16 protein-coding genes are annotated in these 17,789 nt (G+C 69.5%); 8 read left to right on the top strand and 8 right to left on the bottom strand.

Annotated features, from left to right (window positions below):
• Nucleotides 1–827 (top strand): N-acetylmuramoyl-L-alanine amidase (locus tag AC07O4_RS27290; RefSeq protein WP_495306154.1); only part of this gene is annotated, 827 nt, incomplete at its 5' end.
• 1 nt (nucleotide 828) lies between these two features.
• Here the strand turns inward: AC07O4_RS27290 and AC07O4_RS27295 are convergent.
• Nucleotides 829–1,329, bottom strand: a complete 501-nt coding sequence (locus AC07O4_RS27295) for a DUF2938 domain-containing protein (protein ID WP_495306155.1) — start codon at nucleotides 1,327–1,329, stop codon at nucleotides 829–831.
• Nucleotides 1,322–2,191 carry a class I SAM-dependent methyltransferase gene (locus AC07O4_RS27300; protein ID WP_495306156.1) on the bottom strand — a complete coding sequence of 290 codons (870 nt, stop codon included), beginning with the start codon at nucleotides 2,189–2,191 and terminating at the stop codon, nucleotides 1,322–1,324. The genes AC07O4_RS27295 and AC07O4_RS27300 overlap by 8 nt, the downstream gene beginning before the upstream one ends.
• An 85-nt stretch (nucleotides 2,192–2,276) precedes the next feature.
• On the opposite strand from AC07O4_RS27300, the gene AC07O4_RS27305 reads away from it, so the two are divergent.
• The gene (locus AC07O4_RS27305) at nucleotides 2,277–2,705 is read left to right on the top strand and encodes a helix-turn-helix domain-containing protein (RefSeq protein ID WP_139699904.1); all 429 of its coding nucleotides are present in this window, start codon (nucleotides 2,277–2,279) and stop codon (nucleotides 2,703–2,705) included.
• Nucleotides 2,706–2,834: 129 nt separating this feature from the next.
• The gene (locus AC07O4_RS27310) at nucleotides 2,835–3,125 is read left to right on the top strand and encodes a YMGG-like glycine zipper-containing protein (RefSeq protein ID WP_223301444.1); all 291 of its coding nucleotides are present in this window, start codon (nucleotides 2,835–2,837) and stop codon (nucleotides 3,123–3,125) included.
• Nucleotides 3,126–3,197: 72 nt separating this feature from the next.
• On the opposite strand, the gene AC07O4_RS27315 is transcribed toward AC07O4_RS27310, so the two are convergent.
• Entirely contained in the window at nucleotides 3,198–3,863 is a 666-nt protein-coding gene (locus AC07O4_RS27315; RefSeq protein ID WP_062478522.1) for a DedA family protein, read from the bottom strand.
• 49 nt (nucleotides 3,864–3,912) lie between these two features.
• Here AC07O4_RS27315 and AC07O4_RS27320 point away from each other — a divergent pair, with 49 nt between their 5' ends.
• Together AC07O4_RS27320 and AC07O4_RS27325 are read left to right on the top strand one after the other, a co-directional pair.
• Nucleotides 3,913–4,422 (top strand): GNAT family N-acetyltransferase, encoded by a 510-nt coding sequence (locus tag AC07O4_RS27320; RefSeq protein ID WP_495306157.1) that lies wholly within the window; start codon nucleotides 3,913–3,915, stop codon nucleotides 4,420–4,422.
• Complete coding sequence (locus AC07O4_RS27325; RefSeq protein ID WP_495306158.1) at nucleotides 4,419–5,357, top strand: LysR family transcriptional regulator; 939 nt, start codon at nucleotides 4,419–4,421, stop codon at nucleotides 5,355–5,357. The genes AC07O4_RS27320 and AC07O4_RS27325 overlap by 4 nt, the downstream gene beginning before the upstream one ends.
• Nucleotides 5,358–5,361: 4 nt before the next feature.
• On the opposite strand, the gene AC07O4_RS27330 is transcribed toward AC07O4_RS27325, so the two are convergent.
• The 3 genes from AC07O4_RS27330 to AC07O4_RS27340 all read right to left on the bottom strand — a co-directional run bounded on the left by AC07O4_RS27330 (nucleotide 5,362) and on the right by AC07O4_RS27340 (nucleotide 9,688).
• A complete protein-coding gene (locus AC07O4_RS27330; RefSeq protein WP_492736243.1) occupies nucleotides 5,362–6,714 on the bottom strand; it encodes an MFS transporter in 1,353 nt (450 codons plus the stop codon).
• A gap of 46 nt (nucleotides 6,715–6,760) precedes the next feature.
• Nucleotides 6,761–7,582, bottom strand: coding sequence for a fumarylacetoacetate hydrolase family protein (locus AC07O4_RS27335; RefSeq protein WP_495306159.1), 822 nt, complete (start codon nucleotides 7,580–7,582; stop codon nucleotides 6,761–6,763).
• A 315-nt stretch (nucleotides 7,583–7,897) separates the two neighbouring features.
• The gene (locus AC07O4_RS27340) at nucleotides 7,898–9,688 is read right to left on the bottom strand and encodes an IlvD/Edd family dehydratase (protein WP_495306160.1); all 1,791 of its coding nucleotides are present in this window, start codon (nucleotides 9,686–9,688) and stop codon (nucleotides 7,898–7,900) included.
• Nucleotides 9,689–9,926: 238 nt separating this feature from the next.
• Here AC07O4_RS27340 and mutL point away from each other — a divergent pair, with 238 nt between their 5' ends.
• Nucleotides 9,927–11,816, top strand: a complete 1,890-nt coding sequence (mutL, locus tag AC07O4_RS27345; RefSeq protein ID WP_495306161.1) for a DNA mismatch repair endonuclease MutL — start codon at nucleotides 9,927–9,929, stop codon at nucleotides 11,814–11,816.
• Here mutL and AC07O4_RS27350 read toward each other — a convergent pair.
• Nucleotides 11,800–13,374 (bottom strand): MFS transporter, encoded by a 1,575-nt coding sequence (locus tag AC07O4_RS27350; protein WP_495264555.1) that lies wholly within the window; start codon nucleotides 13,372–13,374, stop codon nucleotides 11,800–11,802. The two genes, mutL and AC07O4_RS27350, sit on opposite strands and share 17 nt — an antisense overlap.
• Nucleotides 13,375–13,477: 103 nt before the next feature.
• Here AC07O4_RS27350 and AC07O4_RS27355 point away from each other — a divergent pair, with 103 nt between their 5' ends.
• Nucleotides 13,478–14,281 (top strand): helix-turn-helix transcriptional regulator, encoded by an 804-nt coding sequence (locus AC07O4_RS27355; protein ID WP_495306162.1) that lies wholly within the window; start codon nucleotides 13,478–13,480, stop codon nucleotides 14,279–14,281.
• Nucleotides 14,282–14,496: 215 nt separating this feature from the next.
• Nucleotides 14,497–15,489 carry an alpha/beta hydrolase gene (locus AC07O4_RS27360; RefSeq protein ID WP_447745695.1) on the top strand — a complete coding sequence of 331 codons (993 nt, stop codon included), beginning with the start codon at nucleotides 14,497–14,499 and terminating at the stop codon, nucleotides 15,487–15,489.
• Nucleotides 15,490–15,520: 31 nt separating this feature from the next.
• Here AC07O4_RS27360 and AC07O4_RS27365 read toward each other — a convergent pair whose 3' ends face one another.
• The gene (locus AC07O4_RS27365; protein ID WP_495306163.1) at nucleotides 15,521–17,785 is read right to left on the bottom strand and encodes a xanthine dehydrogenase family protein molybdopterin-binding subunit; all 2,265 of its coding nucleotides are present in this window, start codon (nucleotides 17,783–17,785) and stop codon (nucleotides 15,521–15,523) included.
• Between the last annotated feature and the right edge of the window lie 4 nt (nucleotides 17,786–17,789).

Here is a 17,789-nt window from a genome sequence, read left to right on the forward strand (position 1 = left end):
TCCCGCTGCCGCCGGCACCGCCGCCCGTGGTGGCCGCAGCGCCCCCGGCCCGACCCGTGACACCGCCCGGGCCGCCGCCGCGCGCCACGGCCAGCCGCACCGACCGCATCATCATCGTGGCGCTCGACCCCGGCCACGGCGGCGAAGACCCCGGCGCCATCGGCCCGAACGGCACGCGCGAGAAAGACATCGTGCTGCAGGTGGCGCACCGCCTGCGCGACCGCATCAACGCAGCCAGCGTCAACGGCAGCCCGATGCGCGCCTTTCTCACGCGCGACGCCGACTTCTTCGTGCCGCTGGGCGTGCGCGTGCAGAAGGCGCGACGCGTGCAGGCCGACCTGTTCGTGAGCATCCACGCCGACGCCTTCACCACGCCCGCCGCGCGCGGCGCCAGCGTGTTCGCGCTGAGCCAGAGCGGCGCCTCCAGCAGCGCCGCGCGCTGGCTGGCCAACAAGGAAAACGACGCCGACAAGGTCGGCGGCGTGAACGTGGGCAACCACGAGGCGCAGGTGCAGCGCGCACTGCTCGACATGAGCACCACCGCGCAGATCAACGACAGCCTGAAGCTCGGCGGCGCGATGCTGGGCGAAATCAAGGGCATCGGCGCGCGGTTGCACAAGGCGCAGGTCGAGCAGGCCGGCTTCGCGGTGCTGAAGGCGCCCGACATTCCGAGCGTGCTGGTCGAGACCGCCTTCATCAGCAACCCCGAGGAAGAAGCCAACCTGCGCCGCGCCGACTACCAGGAGAACCTGGCCGACGCGCTGATGCGCGGCATCCAGCGCTACTTCGCGCAGAACCCGCCGCTCGCGCGCAGCCGGCAGCTCTAGGCTAGAAGCCCGCCACGCGGGCGCCCCACGCGGCCAGATAAAGGCCGACGCCGAAGATGCCGTGCGTGACCAAGCTCTGGAACCGCGCCATCGCAGGGCGCGGCGTGCGGCGCGCCGCAAAGCCCGCGCCCATCGCAGGCTGCATCACGCAGAACGGCACGAGCACCGTGCCGACGCCGACGATCAACGCAGGCACCAGCGTCGGCTGGCGCGCCCATTCCAATCCCCAGCCCGCGAGCAGCACCGCCGCGAACGCGATGCCGAGCAGGTAGTGCGCGGTCCAGCCGATGACGCCCTCGCCCGCCACGCGCGGCGACTTGCCGATGGGGTCGTGAAAGAAGCGCCCACGCGTCAGGTGCACGAGCCAGCGGCCCACGAGCGCGTAGTCCAGCGAGGGAATGCCGAACAGGCGCTGGCGCAGCACGGCCCACAGGTCCATCACCACGGTCGCGCCGGCGCCGATCCACAGCGTGCGCAGCGCGCATTCGACCGCCTCAGACATGGCCACGCTCCCGCACCGGCGCGCGCGCCGCAATCATCCAGCAGGCCGCGACAAAGCGCACGTCGTCGCCCTGCACATAGGGCGCGAAGGCGGCATGCAGCGTCTCGACGACCTGCGCGCGCGTTGCGGCATCCACTTCCTGCAGGACCAGGCCGACCGGCCCGAGCCGCGTGAAGTAGTCGGCCAGCGCCGTCGCGGGGAACGCGCATTCGACCTCGAAGGGCTGGATGTCGACCTCGCCCCATCCGCTCGCCTCGAGGATGCCCGCGACCCGCGCGCGGTCGGCGAACGCGAACTGGCCCGGTGCGTTCGGCTGGCGCGGCGGCAGGCCGGGCAGCAGCGGCGCGGCGGCACGTTCGGCCGTGGTCATGAACGGGTTGTCGGCCCCGCCGCGCCAGGCGATGCAGCGCAGGGCCGCGCCGTCGGCCGCCGCGTGCCGCAGGTTCGCGAAGGCCCGCACCGGGTCGTCGAAGAACATCACGCCCAGGCGCGAGATCACCGTGTCGAACGCGGCCGGCTCGAAGGCGTGGCCCTGCACATCGGCGCAGACGAAGCGGGCCGATGGGAGCGCCTCGCGCGCGGCGCGGGCCTTCGCCGCCTCGATCATCGGCGCAGAGATGTCGACGCCGAGGCACTGGCCGGTCGGGCCGAGCTGCCGCGCCACGGCGAGCGTCGTGCGGCCGGTGCCGCAGCCCACGTCGAGCACGCGGCGGGCGCCCGCGGCGCGCACCGCGTCGCTCAGCCGCGCTTCGAGCGGCTGGAACATCGCGTCGAGCACGGCCTGCGTCCGGACCCAGGCGCTGCCGGCGTGGCCGTTCCACAAGGCGGCCTGTTCGGCATTGGCGGGAGATGTGTCGTCCATGATCGTTTTCCTTCAGGTGCCTTCAAGCGGCGAGAGCTAGACTGTGCCAATTCAAGTCGACTTGAAGTCAAGAGGGGGCCGGCACATGGACATTTCGGAAGTCGCGCAACGCGCCGGCGTTCCCGCCTCGACGCTGCGCTTCTATGAAGAAAAAGGACTGATCGCCTCGACCGGCCGGCACGGCCTGCGCCGCGTGTTCGCGCCCGAGGTGCTGGAGCGGCTCGCGCTCATCGCGCTGGGGCGCGCCGCCGGTTTCTCGCTGGAGGAAATCGGCCACATGTTCTCGCCCGAAGGCAAGCCGCGCATCGACCGGCAACTGCTCGCGGACAAGGCGCAGGACCTGGACCGCACGATCCGCCAGCTCACGGCGATGCGCGACGGCCTGCGGCATGCGGCGGTCTGCCCCGCGCCCAGCCACATGGAATGCCCTACCTTCCGCCGCATCCTGCGGGCCGCGTCGTCGGGTGCGCTGGAAGCCCCGAAGAAGAAGGCGCCGAAGCCGCGAACTCCCTAGCCACACGTGCTTTCAGGCGTTGCGTTCCGCAACACGCGCCCCTGCGCACAGGCAAGCGCGGCAGGCTCCTACACCGCGAAATGCATACTTTTGACCATGATGGGCCATCACTCTCGAAAGGTGGACCTCATGTTGAAGACACGTCTCTGGATCGCCGCTGCAGCTGCCACTTCGGTCATGACGCTGGCAGGTTGTGCGAGCGGTCCGAACCAGAACCTCGGCACCGGCATTGGCGCACTCGGCGGCGCGGCGGTGGGCCATGCGATCGGCGGCAACACGGGCAGCACGCTCGGCGGCGCAGCCATCGGCGGCATCATCGGCAACCAGGTGGGCCGCAACGTCGACGAGCGCAACTACTACAACCAGCAACGCTACCCGCGCGGCAGTGGCTACTACCCGGACAACGGGCCGCGCTACTGATTGATCCTTCCAACCCTCAACGAAAAAACGCGCCCTCGGGCGCGTTTTTTCTTGGGGCGAGCCGGGAGCCGCTCAGGCCTGCGATGCCGCCGCCCGCGCCTTCTCGGCCTTCGAGGCGCGCCACGCGCCGAAGATGGCCAGCAGGCCCGGCACGAAGATCAGCGCCCAGATGATCTTGTCCAGGTGCTGACGCACGAACGGCAGGTTGCCGAAGAAGTAGCCCGCGGTGGCAATGCCCAGCACCCAGATGAGCGCACCGCCCACGTTGTAGGCCGTGAACTTCGCGCGGTTCATCTCGGCCACGCCGGCCACGAAGGGCGCGAAGGTGCGAATGAACGGCATGAAGCGCGCCAGCACGATGGTGATGCCGCCGTAGCGTTCGTAGAAGCTGTGGGCCTGGTCGAAGGCCTTGCGGTTGAAGAAGCGCGAGTTCTCCCACTGGAACACCTTGGGCCCGAAGTAGCGCCCGATCGAGTAGTTGCACTGGTCGCCCAGGATGGCCGCCGCGATCAGGATGCCGCAGGCCAGTGGAAAACTCATGAGCCCCACGCCGCACAGCGCGCCGACGATGAACAGCAGCGAGTCGCCCGGCAGGAACGGCATGACCACCGCGCCGGTCTCGACGAACACGATCAGGAACAGCAGCGCATAGACCCAGGGGCCGTAGGCGACCACGAAGGCCTCGAGGTGTTTGTCGACGTGAAGGATGAAGTCGACGAGAAAGCTGATGATTTCCATGGGCGCGGATTATCCTTGTTGGCATGCCGCACCCTTTCCGAATCACCCCATGATCCAGATCCGCGAAGCCCTCGATGCCGACTGGCCTGCCCTCTGGGCCGTTCTCGAACCGACGTTCCGCCGCGGCGACACCTACACCTACCCGCCCGATGTGACGGAGGAACAGGCCCGCCATTCGTGGATGAAGGTGCCCACCCTGACCTTCGTGGCCTGCAACGACGAAGGCGCCGTGCTGGGCACCTATGTGATCCGGCCCAACCAGCCGGGCCAGGGCGCGCACGTGAGCAACTGCGGGTATGTGGTGTCCGAGGCGGCGCGCGGCCTGGGCGTGGCCTCGGCGCTGTGCGAACACTCGCAGCAGCAAGCCCTGCGCATGGGCTTCCTGGCGATGCAGTTCAACTTCGTCGTCTCCACCAACGAGCGCGCGGTGCGGCTGTGGCAGCACATGGGCTTCGCCATCGTCGGCACCTTGCCGGGCGCATTCAGGCATCCGCAGCAGGGCTTCGTGGACGCCTTCGTCATGTACAAGCAGCTGCAGCCTTTCCCCGGCGCGGCATGAAGAAGATCGAGCCCCGGCTCCTGCAGGCCTTCGTGTCCGTGGCCCGCGAAGGCTCGGTGTCGCGCGGCGCGCAGCGCCTGTTCCTCACGCAGCCGGCCGTGAGCCTGCAGCTCAAGGAACTGGGCGCGCTGGTCGAGCTGGAGCTGTTCCAGCGCACGCCCACCGGCCTGCTGCTCACGCGCGACGGCGCGGCGCTGCTCAACCATGCCGAACATGCACTCGAGAGCCTGAACGATTTCGCGGTGGCCGCCGAGCGGCTCAAGGGCGGCGTGCGCGGCTCGCTGCGCATCGGCACCATCCTCGACCCCGACTTCACGCGGCTCAGCCCCTTCCTCACCGAACTGGTGGCACTGGCGCCCGAGCTCGAGACCGAGTTGCACCAGGGCACGAGCGGCGACGTGCTCGCCCAACTGCTCAACAAGGAACTCGACATCGGCTTCTACCTCGGCGACCCCGAGGCGACCGACCTGCCGCAGGCCAGCGCCGCCTCACGGCGCCACGACGGCGAGCTGTTCCATTCGCAGGTGCTGGCGCGCTTCAACTACCAGGTGATCGGCCCGAGCGGCTGGGCGCCGCAGGTGCTGGGCCGCGACTGGCCCGAGCTGGCCTACCTGCCGTGGGTGCTGGCACCGCCGACCTCGTCGCATTCGCGGTTGCTGGCGCCGGTGCTGCAGGCCCACAAGCTGGTGCTGAAGAAGGCCGCGCAGGCCGACCAGGAGATGTCGATGCTGGCGCTGGTGCGCGCCGGCGTGGGCATTTCGCTGGCGCGCGATGCGCTGGCGCTGCAGGCCAGCCAGCGCGACGGCCTGGTCATTGCCGACCGCGTGAGCATCGGCTGCGACCTGCGCTTTGTCTGCCTGGCCGGCGCGCTCAAGCGGCCGGAGGTGGACTGCGCATGGCAGGCCCTGTCGCGCGTCTGGCGACAGGCCTTCTGAACGACTAGGCGCGTGCCCGGCCGTCGCGCACGGCCGCCGGCGCTGCCGCAGCCCCGCTCTTCTTCGCCACGCGCCAGCCCTTGGGCATGAGCGCCAGCATCAGTGCGGCCAGCAGCGCCGCGCTGCCCAGCGTGTACAGCCCCGCGGCCGAGCCGCCGTGGTTCTGCTCCACATAGGTCCGCAGGTTGGGCGCCACAAAGCCGCCGAGGTTGCCGATGGAATTGACCAGCGCGATGCCCGTGGCAATGCCCAGGCCCGACAGCCGCTCCGACAGGAAGGCATAGAAGATCGGCGTGCCCGACAGGTAGGTCGACGCGCCGATGGACAGCGCCGCGATCGCAAAGATCGGCGAGCCATGCGCCGACAGGCACACGCACACGCCGAAGATCGTGTACAGCGTGGCCACGGTGACGCGGCGGCGGTCGTGGTGCCGGTCGGACCAGCGCGTGACGAAGTACACGACGAACAGCGCCAGCAGCCACGGAATGCTGGTGACGAAGCCGACCAGGAGGCCGATCTTCTGGCCCAGGATCTGCCCCACCTGGGTCGGGAGATAGAAGATGAGGCCGTAGGCGGCGATCTGCACGATGAAGAAGTTCAGCGCAAAGAACATGACCCGCGGATTGCACAGCGTCTGCCACACGGTCTGCGGGCTGTCGGCCGACTTCTCCGCCGCTTCCTGGTCGAGCACGGCCTGCAGTGCGTTCTGCTGCGCGGTCGTGAGCCAGGGCGCGTTGTGCGGCCGGTCGACGATGACGAAGAAGGCCACGATGCCCACCACCACGGCCATCAGGCCCTCGATGAGGAACATCCACTCCCAGCCCTTGAGGCCGCCGATGCCGTTCATGTCGAGCAGCGCACCGGAGATCGGCCCGCCGATGACGAGCGCGCCCGCAAAGCCGAACAGCAAAATGCCGTTGGCCTGTGCGCGGACCTTGGCCGGGAACCAGTAGGTCAGCGTGAGCAGCACGCCGGGGTAGAAGCCCGCTTCCGCGATGCCGAGCAGGAAGCGCAGCACGTAGAAGGAGGTCTCGGTGGTGGCAAACATCATGGCCGAGGCCACGAGCCCCCAGGTGACCATGATCCGGCACAGCCAGATGCGCGGGCCGACGCGCGACAGGATCACGTTGCTCGGCACTTCGAAGATCGCGTAGCTCACGAAGAAGATGCCGGCGCCGAGCGCGAAGGCGCTGTTGCTCAGGCCGGTGTCGATCTGCAGCGCCTGCTTGGCGAAGCCGACGTTCACGCGGTCGAGGATCGACATGATGTACATGACGATCAGCATGGGCAGCAGGCGCCAGCGCGCCTTGTGGATGGCGCCTGTGACCAGCTCGCCGTAGGGACTCGTGGTTGTCATTGTTGTTGTCTCCTGAATAGGTATGTCTGTCTGAAAGGCGCCGAGGCTAGCCCCTTGCGACCGCGCCGTGGACGGGGTTCGTCACCGAACCCAATCCGTCGATCTCGACCGAGACCACGTCGCCGCGCTTCAAGAAGCGTGGCGGCTTGAGGCCCAGGCCGACACCGGCGGGCGTGCCGGTGAGGATCAGGTCGCCGGGTTCGAGCGTGATGGCGCGCGAGAGGTAGGCGATAAGGAAGGCGACCGAGAAGATCATTTCGCTGGTGTTGGACGACTGCACGGCCTCGCCGTTGACGAGGCAGCGGATGCCCAGCGATTGCACGTCGGCCACTTCGTCGCGCGTGACGACGGTGGGCGCGAGCGGGCAGAAGCCGTCGAGCGACTTGCCGCGCACCCATTGGGCCTCGCCCAGTTGCACGTCGCGCGCGCTCACGTCGTTGGCGGCGACGTAGCCGAACACATGCGACAGCGCATCCGCTTCGCTCACGCCCTGTGCGCGCTTGCCGATGACGACGCCGAGCTCGGCTTCCCAGTCGACCTTCTCGGTGAAGCCTTCGGGCCAGGTGATCGCGTCGCCATCAGCGGCCAGCGTGTTGCTGAACTTGGCGAACACGACGGGCTTTTCGGGGATCGCCAGGCCGGTCTCGATGCAATGGTCGCGGTAGTTGGCGCCGATGCAGATGATGTTTCTCGGTGCGAACGGCAGCGTGGGCTTGACGTCGGCGAGGGGGATCGGCTGACCGTCATCTCGCCAGGCCTTGCCTTCGACGATGTCCTGCATGCGGGCCGCATCGACGGGCTGCAGTGCGCCGTCCTTGATGTAGCCCACGCGGGGGCCTTGGGGCGTTTGAACGCTCATCCACTTCATGTCTGACTCCTTCTTTTGAATTGAAAAATTCTGGTTTGCGGGTGTTTGTTCAGGGCGTGTGCACAGGACATCGGGTACTCCCCTCCGCGAATGTCCCCCGCCTTCGGCTCCTCCTTGATTTCGCTGCGGGGAGCACCCAATGCCCTGCGCACGAGGGCACGCTGCTGGTTCGCGGCTGATCAACTGCCACCCCTCGCAACGATCACGCTGATGGGGTGCCTTGCGCAGCGAAATCAAGGGGGAGGCCGCAGGCCGGAGGACATTCGCGGAGCAAGGCACCCGTCGGCGGGATCGCGCCCTGAACAGCAACCGTCCTCAGTGATTCCGGCGCGGAATCCCAGCCGTCTGCGCCACGCGCTGGTACTTGGTCGCCGGCTTCAGCACCATGCCTTCAGAGAGCGTGTCCACCATCGCGCGCTGGATCTCCTGCCATGGCGTCTGGCTCGCGGGAATCGGGTAGCCGCCCTTCGCTTCGAGGTCACGGGCGCGCGCTTGCAGCACCTCGTCGTCGACGAGCATGTTGACGGTGCGTTCCTTCAGATCCACGCGCACCTTGTCGCCGGTCTGCAGCAGTGCCAGGCCGGCACCCGCTGCGGCTTCGGGCGAGGCGTTGAGGATCGACGGCGAGCCCGAGGTGCCCGACTGCCGACCGTCGCCGATGCAGGGCAAGGCCGACACACCGCTCTTGAGCAGGTGCGACGGCGCGCGCATGTTGACCACTTCCGACGAGCCCGGGTGTCCGATCGGGCCGACGCCGCGCATGAACAGGATGCAGCTCGCGTCGATGTCCAGCGACGGGTCTTCGATGCGGGCTTCGAAATCTTCCGGGCCGTCGAACACGATGGCGCGGCCCACGAAGGCGTCGAGGTCGCCGGCCTGGCTCAGGTAGCGCGCGCGGAACTCGTCGGAGATCACGCTGGTCTTCATGATCGCGCTGTCGAACAGGTTGCCCGACATCACGAGGAAGCCGGCGTTCTCGCGCAGCGGCTGGTCGAAGGGGCGGATCACGTCGGCGTCTTTCACCGGCGCGTCAGCGCAGTTGACGGCCAGGGTGTGGCCGTTGACGGTGCGCGCGTCGGTGCGGATCAGGCCATGGCGATGCAGCTCGGCCACCACCGCGGGCACGCCACCCGCGCGGTAGAACTCCTCGCCGAGGTACTTGCCGGCGGGCTGCATGTCGAGCAGCAGCGGCACGTCGAGGCCGACCGTTTCCCAGTCCTGGATGTTCAGCTCCACGCCCGCGTGCTTGGCAATGGCGATGAGGTGGATGGGCGCGTTGGTCGAGCCGCCGATGGCCGAGTTGACGACGATCGCGTTCTCGAAGGCCGAGCGCGTGAGGATGTCCGAAGGCTTGAGGTCTTCGCGCACCATGTCGACGATGCGCCGGCCGGTTTCGTAGGCCATCTGGCCGCGCTCGCGGTACGGCGCGGGAATGGCCGCGCAGCCGGGCAGGCTCATGCCCAGGGCTTCGGCCAGCGCGTTCATGGTCGAGGCGGTGCCCATCACGTTGCAGTGGCCGGCCGAGGGCACGGTGGAGCCCACGAGGTCGATGTAGCCGGGGAAGTCGATGCTGCCCTTGGCGAACAGCTCGCGCGCCTTGAACAGCGTGGTGCCGGTGCCGGTGCGCTGGCCTTCGTGCCAGCCGTTGAGCATGGGGCCACCCGACAGCACGATGGCGGGGATGTTGGCGGTGGCCGCGGCCATCAGCGCGGCGGGCGTGGTCTTGTCGCAGCCGGTGGTCAGCACCACGCCGTCGATCGGGTAGCCGGTGAGGATCTCGACGAGCCCCAGGTAGGCCAGGTTGCGGTCGAGCGCGGCCGTGGGGCGGCGGCCGTTCTCTTGGATCGGGTGCATCGGGAATTCCATCGCGATGCCGCCCATCTCGCGGATGCCTTCGCGCACCCGCAGCGACAGCTCGCGGTGGTGGCGGTTGCAGGGCGTGAGGTCGGAGCCGCTTTGCGCGATGCCGATGATCGGCTTGCCCGATTGCAGCTCTTCGCGGGTGAGGCCGTAGTTCAGGAACCAGGCCAGGTGCAGGACCGAGAGCTCGCTGTGTTCGGGGTTGTTGAACCAGGCGGCGGAGCGCAGGGGGCGGGGTGTCGTCATGGCGTCGGCTTTCAGGAGGGTCGGCGAACGCGCGCGGCGGCCCCCTGCGCGGCATGGCGTTGGGCCATGGCGGTGTATTGGGTGTCTCCGGTGCGTTCTTGTTGTGCGAATACGTTGGCGAGAGGGAGCTTAGGTTTTCGCCCTCGCCAAAGCCAATGAGATCGGTTGAGGATCGGTATAAGCGCGCCAAATACACCGCCAACCGCCCTGCTCGGGCGCCGCTTTTAGAATGTTTCCGGTGAGTGCCCTACCCTCCTCCCTCCCCCCCGCCGAACGCCGCCCGATCCGTGAACTCCCCGACGAGCTGATCAGCCAGATCGCCGCCGGTGAAATGGTCGAGCGCCCCGCCTCGGTGGTGCGCGAACTGCTCGACAACGCGCTGGACGCCGGCGCGCGCCAGATCACCGTGCGGCTGGCCTCGGGCGGCGTGCGGCTGATTTCGGTCGAAGACGACGGCCTGGGTATTCCGCGCGAGGAACTCACGGTGGCGCTGCGCCGCCACGCCACCAGCAAGATCGCGAGCCTGAGCGACCTGGAAACGGTCGGCACCATGGGCTTTCGCGGCGAGGCGCTGGCGGCCATCAACGCGATCGCCGAGCTCAGCATCCTCTCGCGCTTCACCGGCGCCGACAGCGCCTTCGTGCTCGACGGCGGCACCGGCGAGTTGCGGCCGGTGGCGCGCTCGGTGGGCACCACGGTCGAGGTGCGTGAGCTGTTCTTTGCCACGCCCGCGCGGCGCAAGTTCCTCAAGACCGACGCCACCGAGCTGGCCCATTGCATCGAGGCCGTGCGCCGCCATGCGCTGGCGCGGCCCGAGGTGGGCTTCTCGGTCTGGCACGACGGCAAGTTGATCGAACAATGGCGCGCCGCCGCCACGCCCGAGCAGCGGCTGGCCGATGCGCTGAGCGACGACTTCGTGTCGCAGAGCGTCTCCGTGCTGCGCGAAGGCGGCCCGGTGCGCGTGATCGGCCGTGCCGGCATTCCCGACGCGGCGCGCTCGCGCAACGACCAGCAGTTCTTCTACGTCAACGGCCGCTTCGTGCGCGACAAGGTGCTGTCGCACGCGGTGCGCAGCGCCTACGAAGACGTGCTGCACGGCCAGCGCCAGCCGGTGTACGTGCTGTACCTGGAGATCGACCCCGCGCGCGTCGACGTCAACGTGCACCCGACCAAGATCGAGGTGCGCTTCCGCGACGGGCGCGAGGTGCACCAGGCGGTGCGCCACGCCATCGAGGACGCACTGGCCGCGCCGCGCGCCGGCGATGCGCTGGCACCGGCCGACGCGCCGCCGCAGCCCTTCTTCAAGCAGACCCCGCTGCCGCCGAGCGCCAGCTGGTCGCAGCCCGCGATCCCGTTCCAGGCGCGCGAGCGCGGTGCCGGCGACTTCGAGGCGATGTGGCCGCGGCGCACCGAGGAACAGGGGCATGCGCCGGTCACGGCCCCGTCGCAGTGGCAGACCGAAGCGCCGGCGATGTCGTTCCGCGCGCCGGTCGGGCTGCCGGACGGCGAAGCGCCCGCCCCTGCCCCTGTCATGAACCAGGACGCCTGGCCGCTGGGCCGCGCGCTGGCCCAGCTGCAGGGCATCTACATCCTGGCCGAGAACAGCCAGGGCCTCGTGATCGTCGACATGCACGCGGCGCACGAGCGCATCGTCTACGAGCGGCTCAAGACCCAGCTCGACGGCGCGGCCATCACGAGCCAGCCGCTGCTGATCCCGGCCACCTTCGCGGCCACACCGCAGGAAGTGGCCACGGCCGAGGCCTGCGCCGAGGTGCTGCCCACGCTGGGGCTGGAGATCACGCCCTTCTCGGCCCGCACGCTGGCCGTGCGCGCCGTGCCCGGCACGCTGGCCGACGGCGACCCGGTGGAGCTGGCGCGCAGCGTGCTCGCCGAGCTGGGCCAGCACGACGCGAGCACCGTGGTGCAGCGCGCGCAGAACGAACTGCTGTCGACCATGGCCTGCCACGGCGCGGTGCGCGCCAACCGCAAGCTCACCATCGACGAGATGAACGGCCTGCTGCGCCAGATGGAAGCCACCGAGCGCTCCGACCAGTGCAACCACGGCCGGCCGACCTGGCGCCAGCTGTCGATCCGCGAGCTCGATTCGCTGTTCATGCGCGGGCGCTGAGCCCGTCATCGGCGGCCACGCCGACGTGCCGCAGCGTGACGGCGGCCAGCACCGCCAGGACCGCGATGCTGACGGCGCTGGTGGCTGCGGCTGCATTCAGTCCTGCGAGGAAGGCGGCCTGCGCCTGTGCCAGCACGCCGGCAGGCAACTCATGCGCAACCGCTGTAGCGCCTGCCAGGCTGTCCGATACCGCGCGTTGAAGGTCCACGGCCATGCCGTCGATCGGGTCGCCCATCCGCGTGCGATACACCGCCGTCGTCAGGCTGCCCAGCGTGGCGATGCCCACGGCGAGGCCCAGCTCCTGCACCGTTTCGGACAAGGCCGAGGCCGACCCCGCCTTCTCGGGTGGCGCGGCGCCCACGACCAGGTCGGTGCCCAGCGCGGCAATCGTGCCCAAGCCGAGGTACACGAGCGAGAACGCGGCCGTCACCAGTGCGATGCCATGCGGCGTGCGATCGAGCTGGCTCAGCACCAGGTAGCCCACGACCGACAACCCCAGCGCCCCCGCCATCACATGGCCCGGCCGGATGCGCCGCGCGAGCAGCGGCGCCGTGATGCCGGCCACCAGCATCGCGAGCGCCGGCGGCCCCATCCACAGCCCGGCGGCGAGCGGTGACAGGCCCGCCACCAGCTGCAGGTACTGGGTCACCAGCAGCATCGTCCCGCCGACACCGACCAGCCCCACCAGCAACACCACCAGCGCGACGCTGAAGGCCCGGCTGGCGAACAGGCCGAGGTCGATCAGCGGATGGCGCAGCCGCCGTTGCCGCCGGACGAACCCCAGCGCGAACGCCAGCCCACCGAAGAGCGCCAGCACGGCACCGACGCCGATCCCGTCCTTCGCGACCTGCTTGATGCCGTAGACCACCGGCAGCAATGCCAGCAGCGACAGCGCGACGCTGGGCAGGTCGAGCCGCCCCTGCTGCGGCGCGCGGTACTCCGGCAACAGGAACGGCGCCGCCACCAGCAGCAGCCCGACCACCGGCAGCGCGACCAGAAAGGCCGCGCCCCAGCCGTGGTGCGCGAGCAGCAGGCCGCCCACCACCGGCCCGGCCGCCATGCCGAGCGCGAACATGGTCGCCCACAGCCCGATGGCCAGCGCGCGCTGGTGCGGGTGCAGGAACATGTTGCTGATCAGCGCCAGCGTCGACGGCATCAGCGTCGCGCCCGCCACGCCGAGCACGGCACGCGCGGCGATCAGTTGGTTGGCGCTGGTCGAACAGGCCGCCATGACCGACGCCACGCCGAACGCCGCCGCGCCCACCATGAGCAGCTTGCGCCGTCCGATGCGGTCGCCCAGCGTGCCCATCGTGACGAGAAAGCCGGCAATCATGAAACCGTAGGCATCGACGATCCACAGCGCCTGCGCGCTCGTGGGGCGCAGGTCCAGGGCCAGCGCGGGCAGTGCCAGGTGCAGCAGCGTGAGGTCGAGCCCGAGCAGCAGGGTCGGCAGCGCCAGCAGCGCGAGCCCGGTCCATTCGCGGGCGCCGGCGCGGCCTTCGCGCCGCGCGGCCGGAAAGCTGTCGGAAAGGGAAAGTGAATCGCAAGGTGCGGTCAAAAGGGGCCTCCGGGTGCGCGTTCGGGTTGCGGAAGCCCCATCTTCAGGACAAGATCATCACATTACAATTTAAGCGTTTATCCTATTACTGGAGACAACAGCCTTGATCGAGCGCAGCCTCAGCCGCACCAGGAACGAGCTGTCGGAGTTCCTCACCCGGCACCGCCGCAAGCTCACGCCCGCCGATGTGGGCCTGCCCTCGCAGGGGCGGCGCCGCACGCCCGGCCTGCGGCGCGAAGAGGTCGCGGTGATGGCCGGCGTGGGGCTCACCTGGTACACGTGGTTCGAGCAGGGGCGCGAGATCCAGGTGTCGCAGAAATTCCTGCTCGGCGTGGCGCATGCCCTGAAGCTGGACGACGCCGAGTGCAGCCACCTGTTCCTGCTGGCCCACAAGCGCCCGCCGCCGCCGGAGGCCCATCAGCAGGCGTCGGTCACGCCCCGCATCCAGCAGCTGATGGACGAGCTGCCCACCCGCCCCGCCTACGTGTTCAACCTGCGCTGGGACGTCGTGGCCTGGAACGCCGCGGCCGACGCGCTCTTCGGCCTCAGCGCGCGGGAGCGCGAGGCGCGCAACCTCCTTCGCATGGTGTTCGCCGACCCCGAACTGCGCCGGTGCCTGCCCGCCTGGCGCGACGACGCGCCCGGGCTGCTGGCGCAATTCCGATACGACTTCGCCATTGCGCCCGACGATCCGGCCATGCGGGGCCTGGTCGCGGACCTGAAAGCGCTCTCGCCCGACTTCCGCCGCTGGTGGGACACCCCCGACAGCGCGCCCGCCCGGCGCGGCCTCGGATGCGTACAGACGGCCGACAGCGGACCGTTGGAGTTTCACCACGAAACCTTGGTGGTCGACACGCACCGGCACCTGCGGATGGTGGTGTATTTCGTGCAGCCGGCGCCGGGCTGAACACCGGGGCCTGTGCGGCAGATAAGCGCTGTCAGCGCCCATTTCGAGGGTTTTCGAGGGTTTTGTGGCGTCATCCACGGTGCGGGCACGCACGTTGCATGGTCTCGTGCCAGGCGCCGGCGAGCGCTGCACGGGGGGAGCTGACACGCGATGCCGACGCGTTTCAGAAAGCAAGCAGATGAACTTTCGGCCGACTTTCGCTGTCCCTCCACCCCATGATCAAACGCTGGCCCCTCCTCGCGTCCATCTTTTCGCTCTGTGCCCTCCTGGCAGCCGGCTGTTCGACCCTCGACGAACGCCAGCGCGAATGGATCTTCCAGCCCAGCGACCGCAGCTGGGGCAATTCGGCCCAGATGACCGAAGGCATGCAGGATGTCTGGATCGACTTCCAGTCGTCCATCACCGGTGAACCGGCGCGCCTGCACGGCCTGTGGCTCGGCGGCGCCCCCGAAACCACCGAGACCCCCGTGCTGCTGTACCTGCATGGTGCGCGCTACAACGTGGCCGGTTCGGCGCCGCGCATCCAGCGCATGCACGAGCTGGGCTTCTCGGTGCTGGCCATCGACTACCGCGGCTTCGGCAAGAGCTCCAAGGGCCTGCCCTCGGAAGCCTCGGCCCGCGAAGACGCCCGCGCCGCCTGGACCTGGCTGGCCGCGCGCCACCCGCGCCAGCACCGTTACATCTTCGGCCACTCGCTGGGCGGCGCCATCGGCATCGACCTGGCGGCCACGGTGAACGACGAGAGCGGCACCATCGTCGAGAGCACCTTCACCTCCATCGCCGACGTGGCCAGCAGCTTCAAGTGGGGCTGGCTGCCCTTCGGCCCGTTCATCACGCAGCGCTTCGAGGCGATTCGCACCGTCAAGGACATCGGCGCGCCGCTGCTCGTGGTGCACGGCACCGCCGACAGCCTGATCAACCCGACGCTCGGGCGCAAGCTGTACGACGCGGCCACGGTGCCCAAGATGTTCGTGCTGGTCGAGGGCGGTTCGCACCACAACACCAACTCGGTGGGCGCGACGCAGTACCGCGCGGCGCTGTCGCAGCTGTTTCGCATGAAGCCCGAGGACAGCAGCACCGTGGCTGACAGCCGGCCGCAGCCGCGGCTGGTGTCGCCGCGGCCTGCACCGCCTTCATTGCCTTCCGCGGCGCTGTCGCCGCAAGAGGTGCGGGGCGAGGCGCACACGCCCGCGCCCGCCGCCATCTAAACCGGCTTCTTCAACCGGTTCCGTTCCCGCGTCAGGCCGAGGCCAGGTCGAACGGCAGCTGGCGCAAGGGCTTGCCCGTCAGCCGCGCCACAGCGTTGGCGAAGGCAGGCGCCAGCGGCGGCAGACCCGGTTCACCCATCCCCTTGGGCGCATCGGCGCTGGGCACGATGTGCACGTCGAACTCGGGCACCTGCGTGATGCGCGCCACGGTGAAGTCGCCGTAGTTGCCCTGCTGCACGACACCGTCCTTCAGCGTGATGGCGCTGCCTTGCAGGCAGGTCGACAGCCCCATCACCGCCGCGCCCTGCACCTGCGCTTCCACGCTGCGCGGGTTCACCGCCAGGTTGCAGTGCACGCCCGAGGTCACGCGGTGCAGCACCGGCTGGCCGTCCTTCACCGACGCTTCGACCACGTAGGCCACCACCGACTCGAAGGACTCGTGCACGGCCACGCCCCAGGCGCGGCCTTCGGCCAGCTTCTTCTTGCCGTAGCCGCTCTTGTCGACCGCCAATTGCAGCGCGGCGCGGTGGCGCGGGTGCTTGTCGCCGAAGAGGCTCATGCGGTAGGCCACCGGGTCTTGCTTGGTCGTGCGGGCGATCTCGTCGATCAGCGTCTCCATCACGAAGGCGGTGTGCGTGGAACCCACGCTGCGCCACCACAGCACCGGCACGTTGACCTGCGGGTGATGCACCGTGAGGCGCATCGGCACGGGGTACGGATCGCGCATGCCCTCCACCGCGGTGGCGTCGATGCCGTCCTTCACCATGGAACCCGCGAACACCGTGCCCGCGGTGATCGACTGGCCCACGATCACGTGGTCCCACGCGAGGATCTTGCCGCGTTCGTCGAAGCCGATGCGTGCGCGGTGCAGGTGCATGGGGCGGTAGTAGCCGCCCTTGATGTCGTCCTCGCGGCTCCACAGCAGGCGCACGGGGGCGTCTTTCAGGCCGGCGGCGCGCGCGGCCTTGGCGATCTCGCAGGCCTCGACGACGAAGTCGCTCGAGCCCACGAAGCGCCGGCCGAAGCCGCCACCCGCCATCTGCACGTTCACCTTCACCTGCGCGGGATCGAGCTTCAGCGTGCGCGCCGCGGCCTGGCCGTCGAGGTCGGCGGACTGCGTGCCGACCCACAGCTCGGCGCGGCCGTCCGACAGCTTCACGGTGCAGTTCTCCGGCTCCATGGGCGCGTGGGCCAGGTAGGGAAACACGAACTCGGCCTCGAGCTTGTGCGGCGCGCCGGCCAGCGGCGCCATGTCGGCGTCGAACTTGCGGTTGCCGGGTCGGCCCGCGAGTTCGCGGTACTGGGCCAGCTGCTTGTCGCTGTCGACCTTCTCCACTGCGTCGGTGTTCCACTGCAGCTTGAGCGCATCGCGGCCCAGCTTGGCGGGCCAGTAGCCGTCGGCCACCACGGCCACGCCCTCGGCGCCGCGGTCCAGCGGAATGCGCAGCACGGCCTTCACGCCCTTGACGGCGCGCGCGGCGCTGTCGTCCACCGAGGCCAGGCGGGCGCCGAACACGGGCGGATGCGCGACCACGGCCGTGAGCTGGCCGGGCTGCTTCACGTCGATGCCGAAGTCCTGTCGCCCGCTGCTCTTGGCGCGCGCGTCCAGGCGCGTGGTCGGGCGGCCGATGATCCGGAAGTCCTTCGGGCTCTTCAGCGTCACCGTCTCGGGCACCGGCAGCGCCATGGCCGCTTCGGCCAGCTCGCCGTAGCCCGCCTTGCGCCCGCCCGGGCCGATGACCGTGCCGGCCTGCGTGCGCAGCGTGGCCACATCGACCTTCCAGCGCTGCGCCGCGGCCGACAGCAGCATGGCCCGCGCACGCGCGCCCAGTTCGCGGTACTGCGTGTAGCTGTTCTTGATCGAGTTGGAACCGCCGGTCAGGTGCATGCCGAACAGCGGGTCGGCGTAGGCCGCGTCGTTGGTGCCGTTGCGGCTGCGCACCAGGGCCCAGTCGGCGTCGAGCTCCTCGGCCAGGATCATCGGCAGGCCGGTCTGCACGCCCTGGCCGAACTCGAGGCGGTTGATGGTGACCGTGACCTCGCCGTTGGGCGCGATCTGCACGAAGGCCGAGGGCTGTTGCGTGGGCTTGAGCGCGCCGCCGGCCTTGGCCGGGCCGTCGGCCTGCGCCATGGCCATGTGCGGGAAGGCGCCGAGCACGAGGCCGCCGGCGCCGGCCATCTTCAGGAAGCTGCGGCGCGGCAGCGTGGCGGCCGCGTCGGCGTCATCGGTCGCAGGCTGGGCCATCAGGCGCTGCAGTGCGCGCGGCAGGTCGTTGTAGTCGATGTTTGGCAGCATGTCG

It is taken from the genome of Variovorax sp. GW821-FHT09D04 (genome assembly GCF_059416405.1).

Coding starts and splice junctions, on each gene's coding strand:
- AC07O4_RS27360 (WP_447745695.1), top strand. CDS start 14,497: ATGATCAAACGCTGGCCCCTCCTCGCGTCCATCTTTTCGCTCTGTGCC.
- AC07O4_RS27365 (WP_495306163.1), bottom strand. CDS start 17,785: ATGCTGCCAAACATCGACTACAACGACCTGCCGCGCGCACTGCAGCGC.
- AC07O4_RS27295 (WP_495306155.1), bottom strand. CDS start 1,329: ATGTCTGAGGCGGTCGAATGCGCGCTGCGCACGCTGTGGATCGGCGCC.
- AC07O4_RS27305 (WP_139699904.1), top strand. CDS start 2,277: ATGGACATTTCGGAAGTCGCGCAACGCGCCGGCGTTCCCGCCTCGACG.
- AC07O4_RS27300 (WP_495306156.1), bottom strand. CDS start 2,191: ATGGACGACACATCTCCCGCCAATGCCGAACAGGCCGCCTTGTGGAAC.
- AC07O4_RS27310 (WP_223301444.1), top strand. CDS start 2,835: ATGTTGAAGACACGTCTCTGGATCGCCGCTGCAGCTGCCACTTCGGTC.
- AC07O4_RS27320 (WP_495306157.1), top strand. CDS start 3,913: ATGATCCAGATCCGCGAAGCCCTCGATGCCGACTGGCCTGCCCTCTGG.
- AC07O4_RS27315 (WP_062478522.1), bottom strand. CDS start 3,863: ATGGAAATCATCAGCTTTCTCGTCGACTTCATCCTTCACGTCGACAAA.
- AC07O4_RS27335 (WP_495306159.1), bottom strand. CDS start 7,582: ATGAAGTGGATGAGCGTTCAAACGCCCCAAGGCCCCCGCGTGGGCTAC.
- AC07O4_RS27330 (WP_492736243.1), bottom strand. CDS start 6,714: ATGACAACCACGAGTCCCTACGGCGAGCTGGTCACAGGCGCCATCCAC.
- AC07O4_RS27325 (WP_495306158.1), top strand. CDS start 4,419: ATGAAGAAGATCGAGCCCCGGCTCCTGCAGGCCTTCGTGTCCGTGGCC.
- AC07O4_RS27340 (WP_495306160.1), bottom strand. CDS start 9,688: ATGACGACACCCCGCCCCCTGCGCTCCGCCGCCTGGTTCAACAACCCC.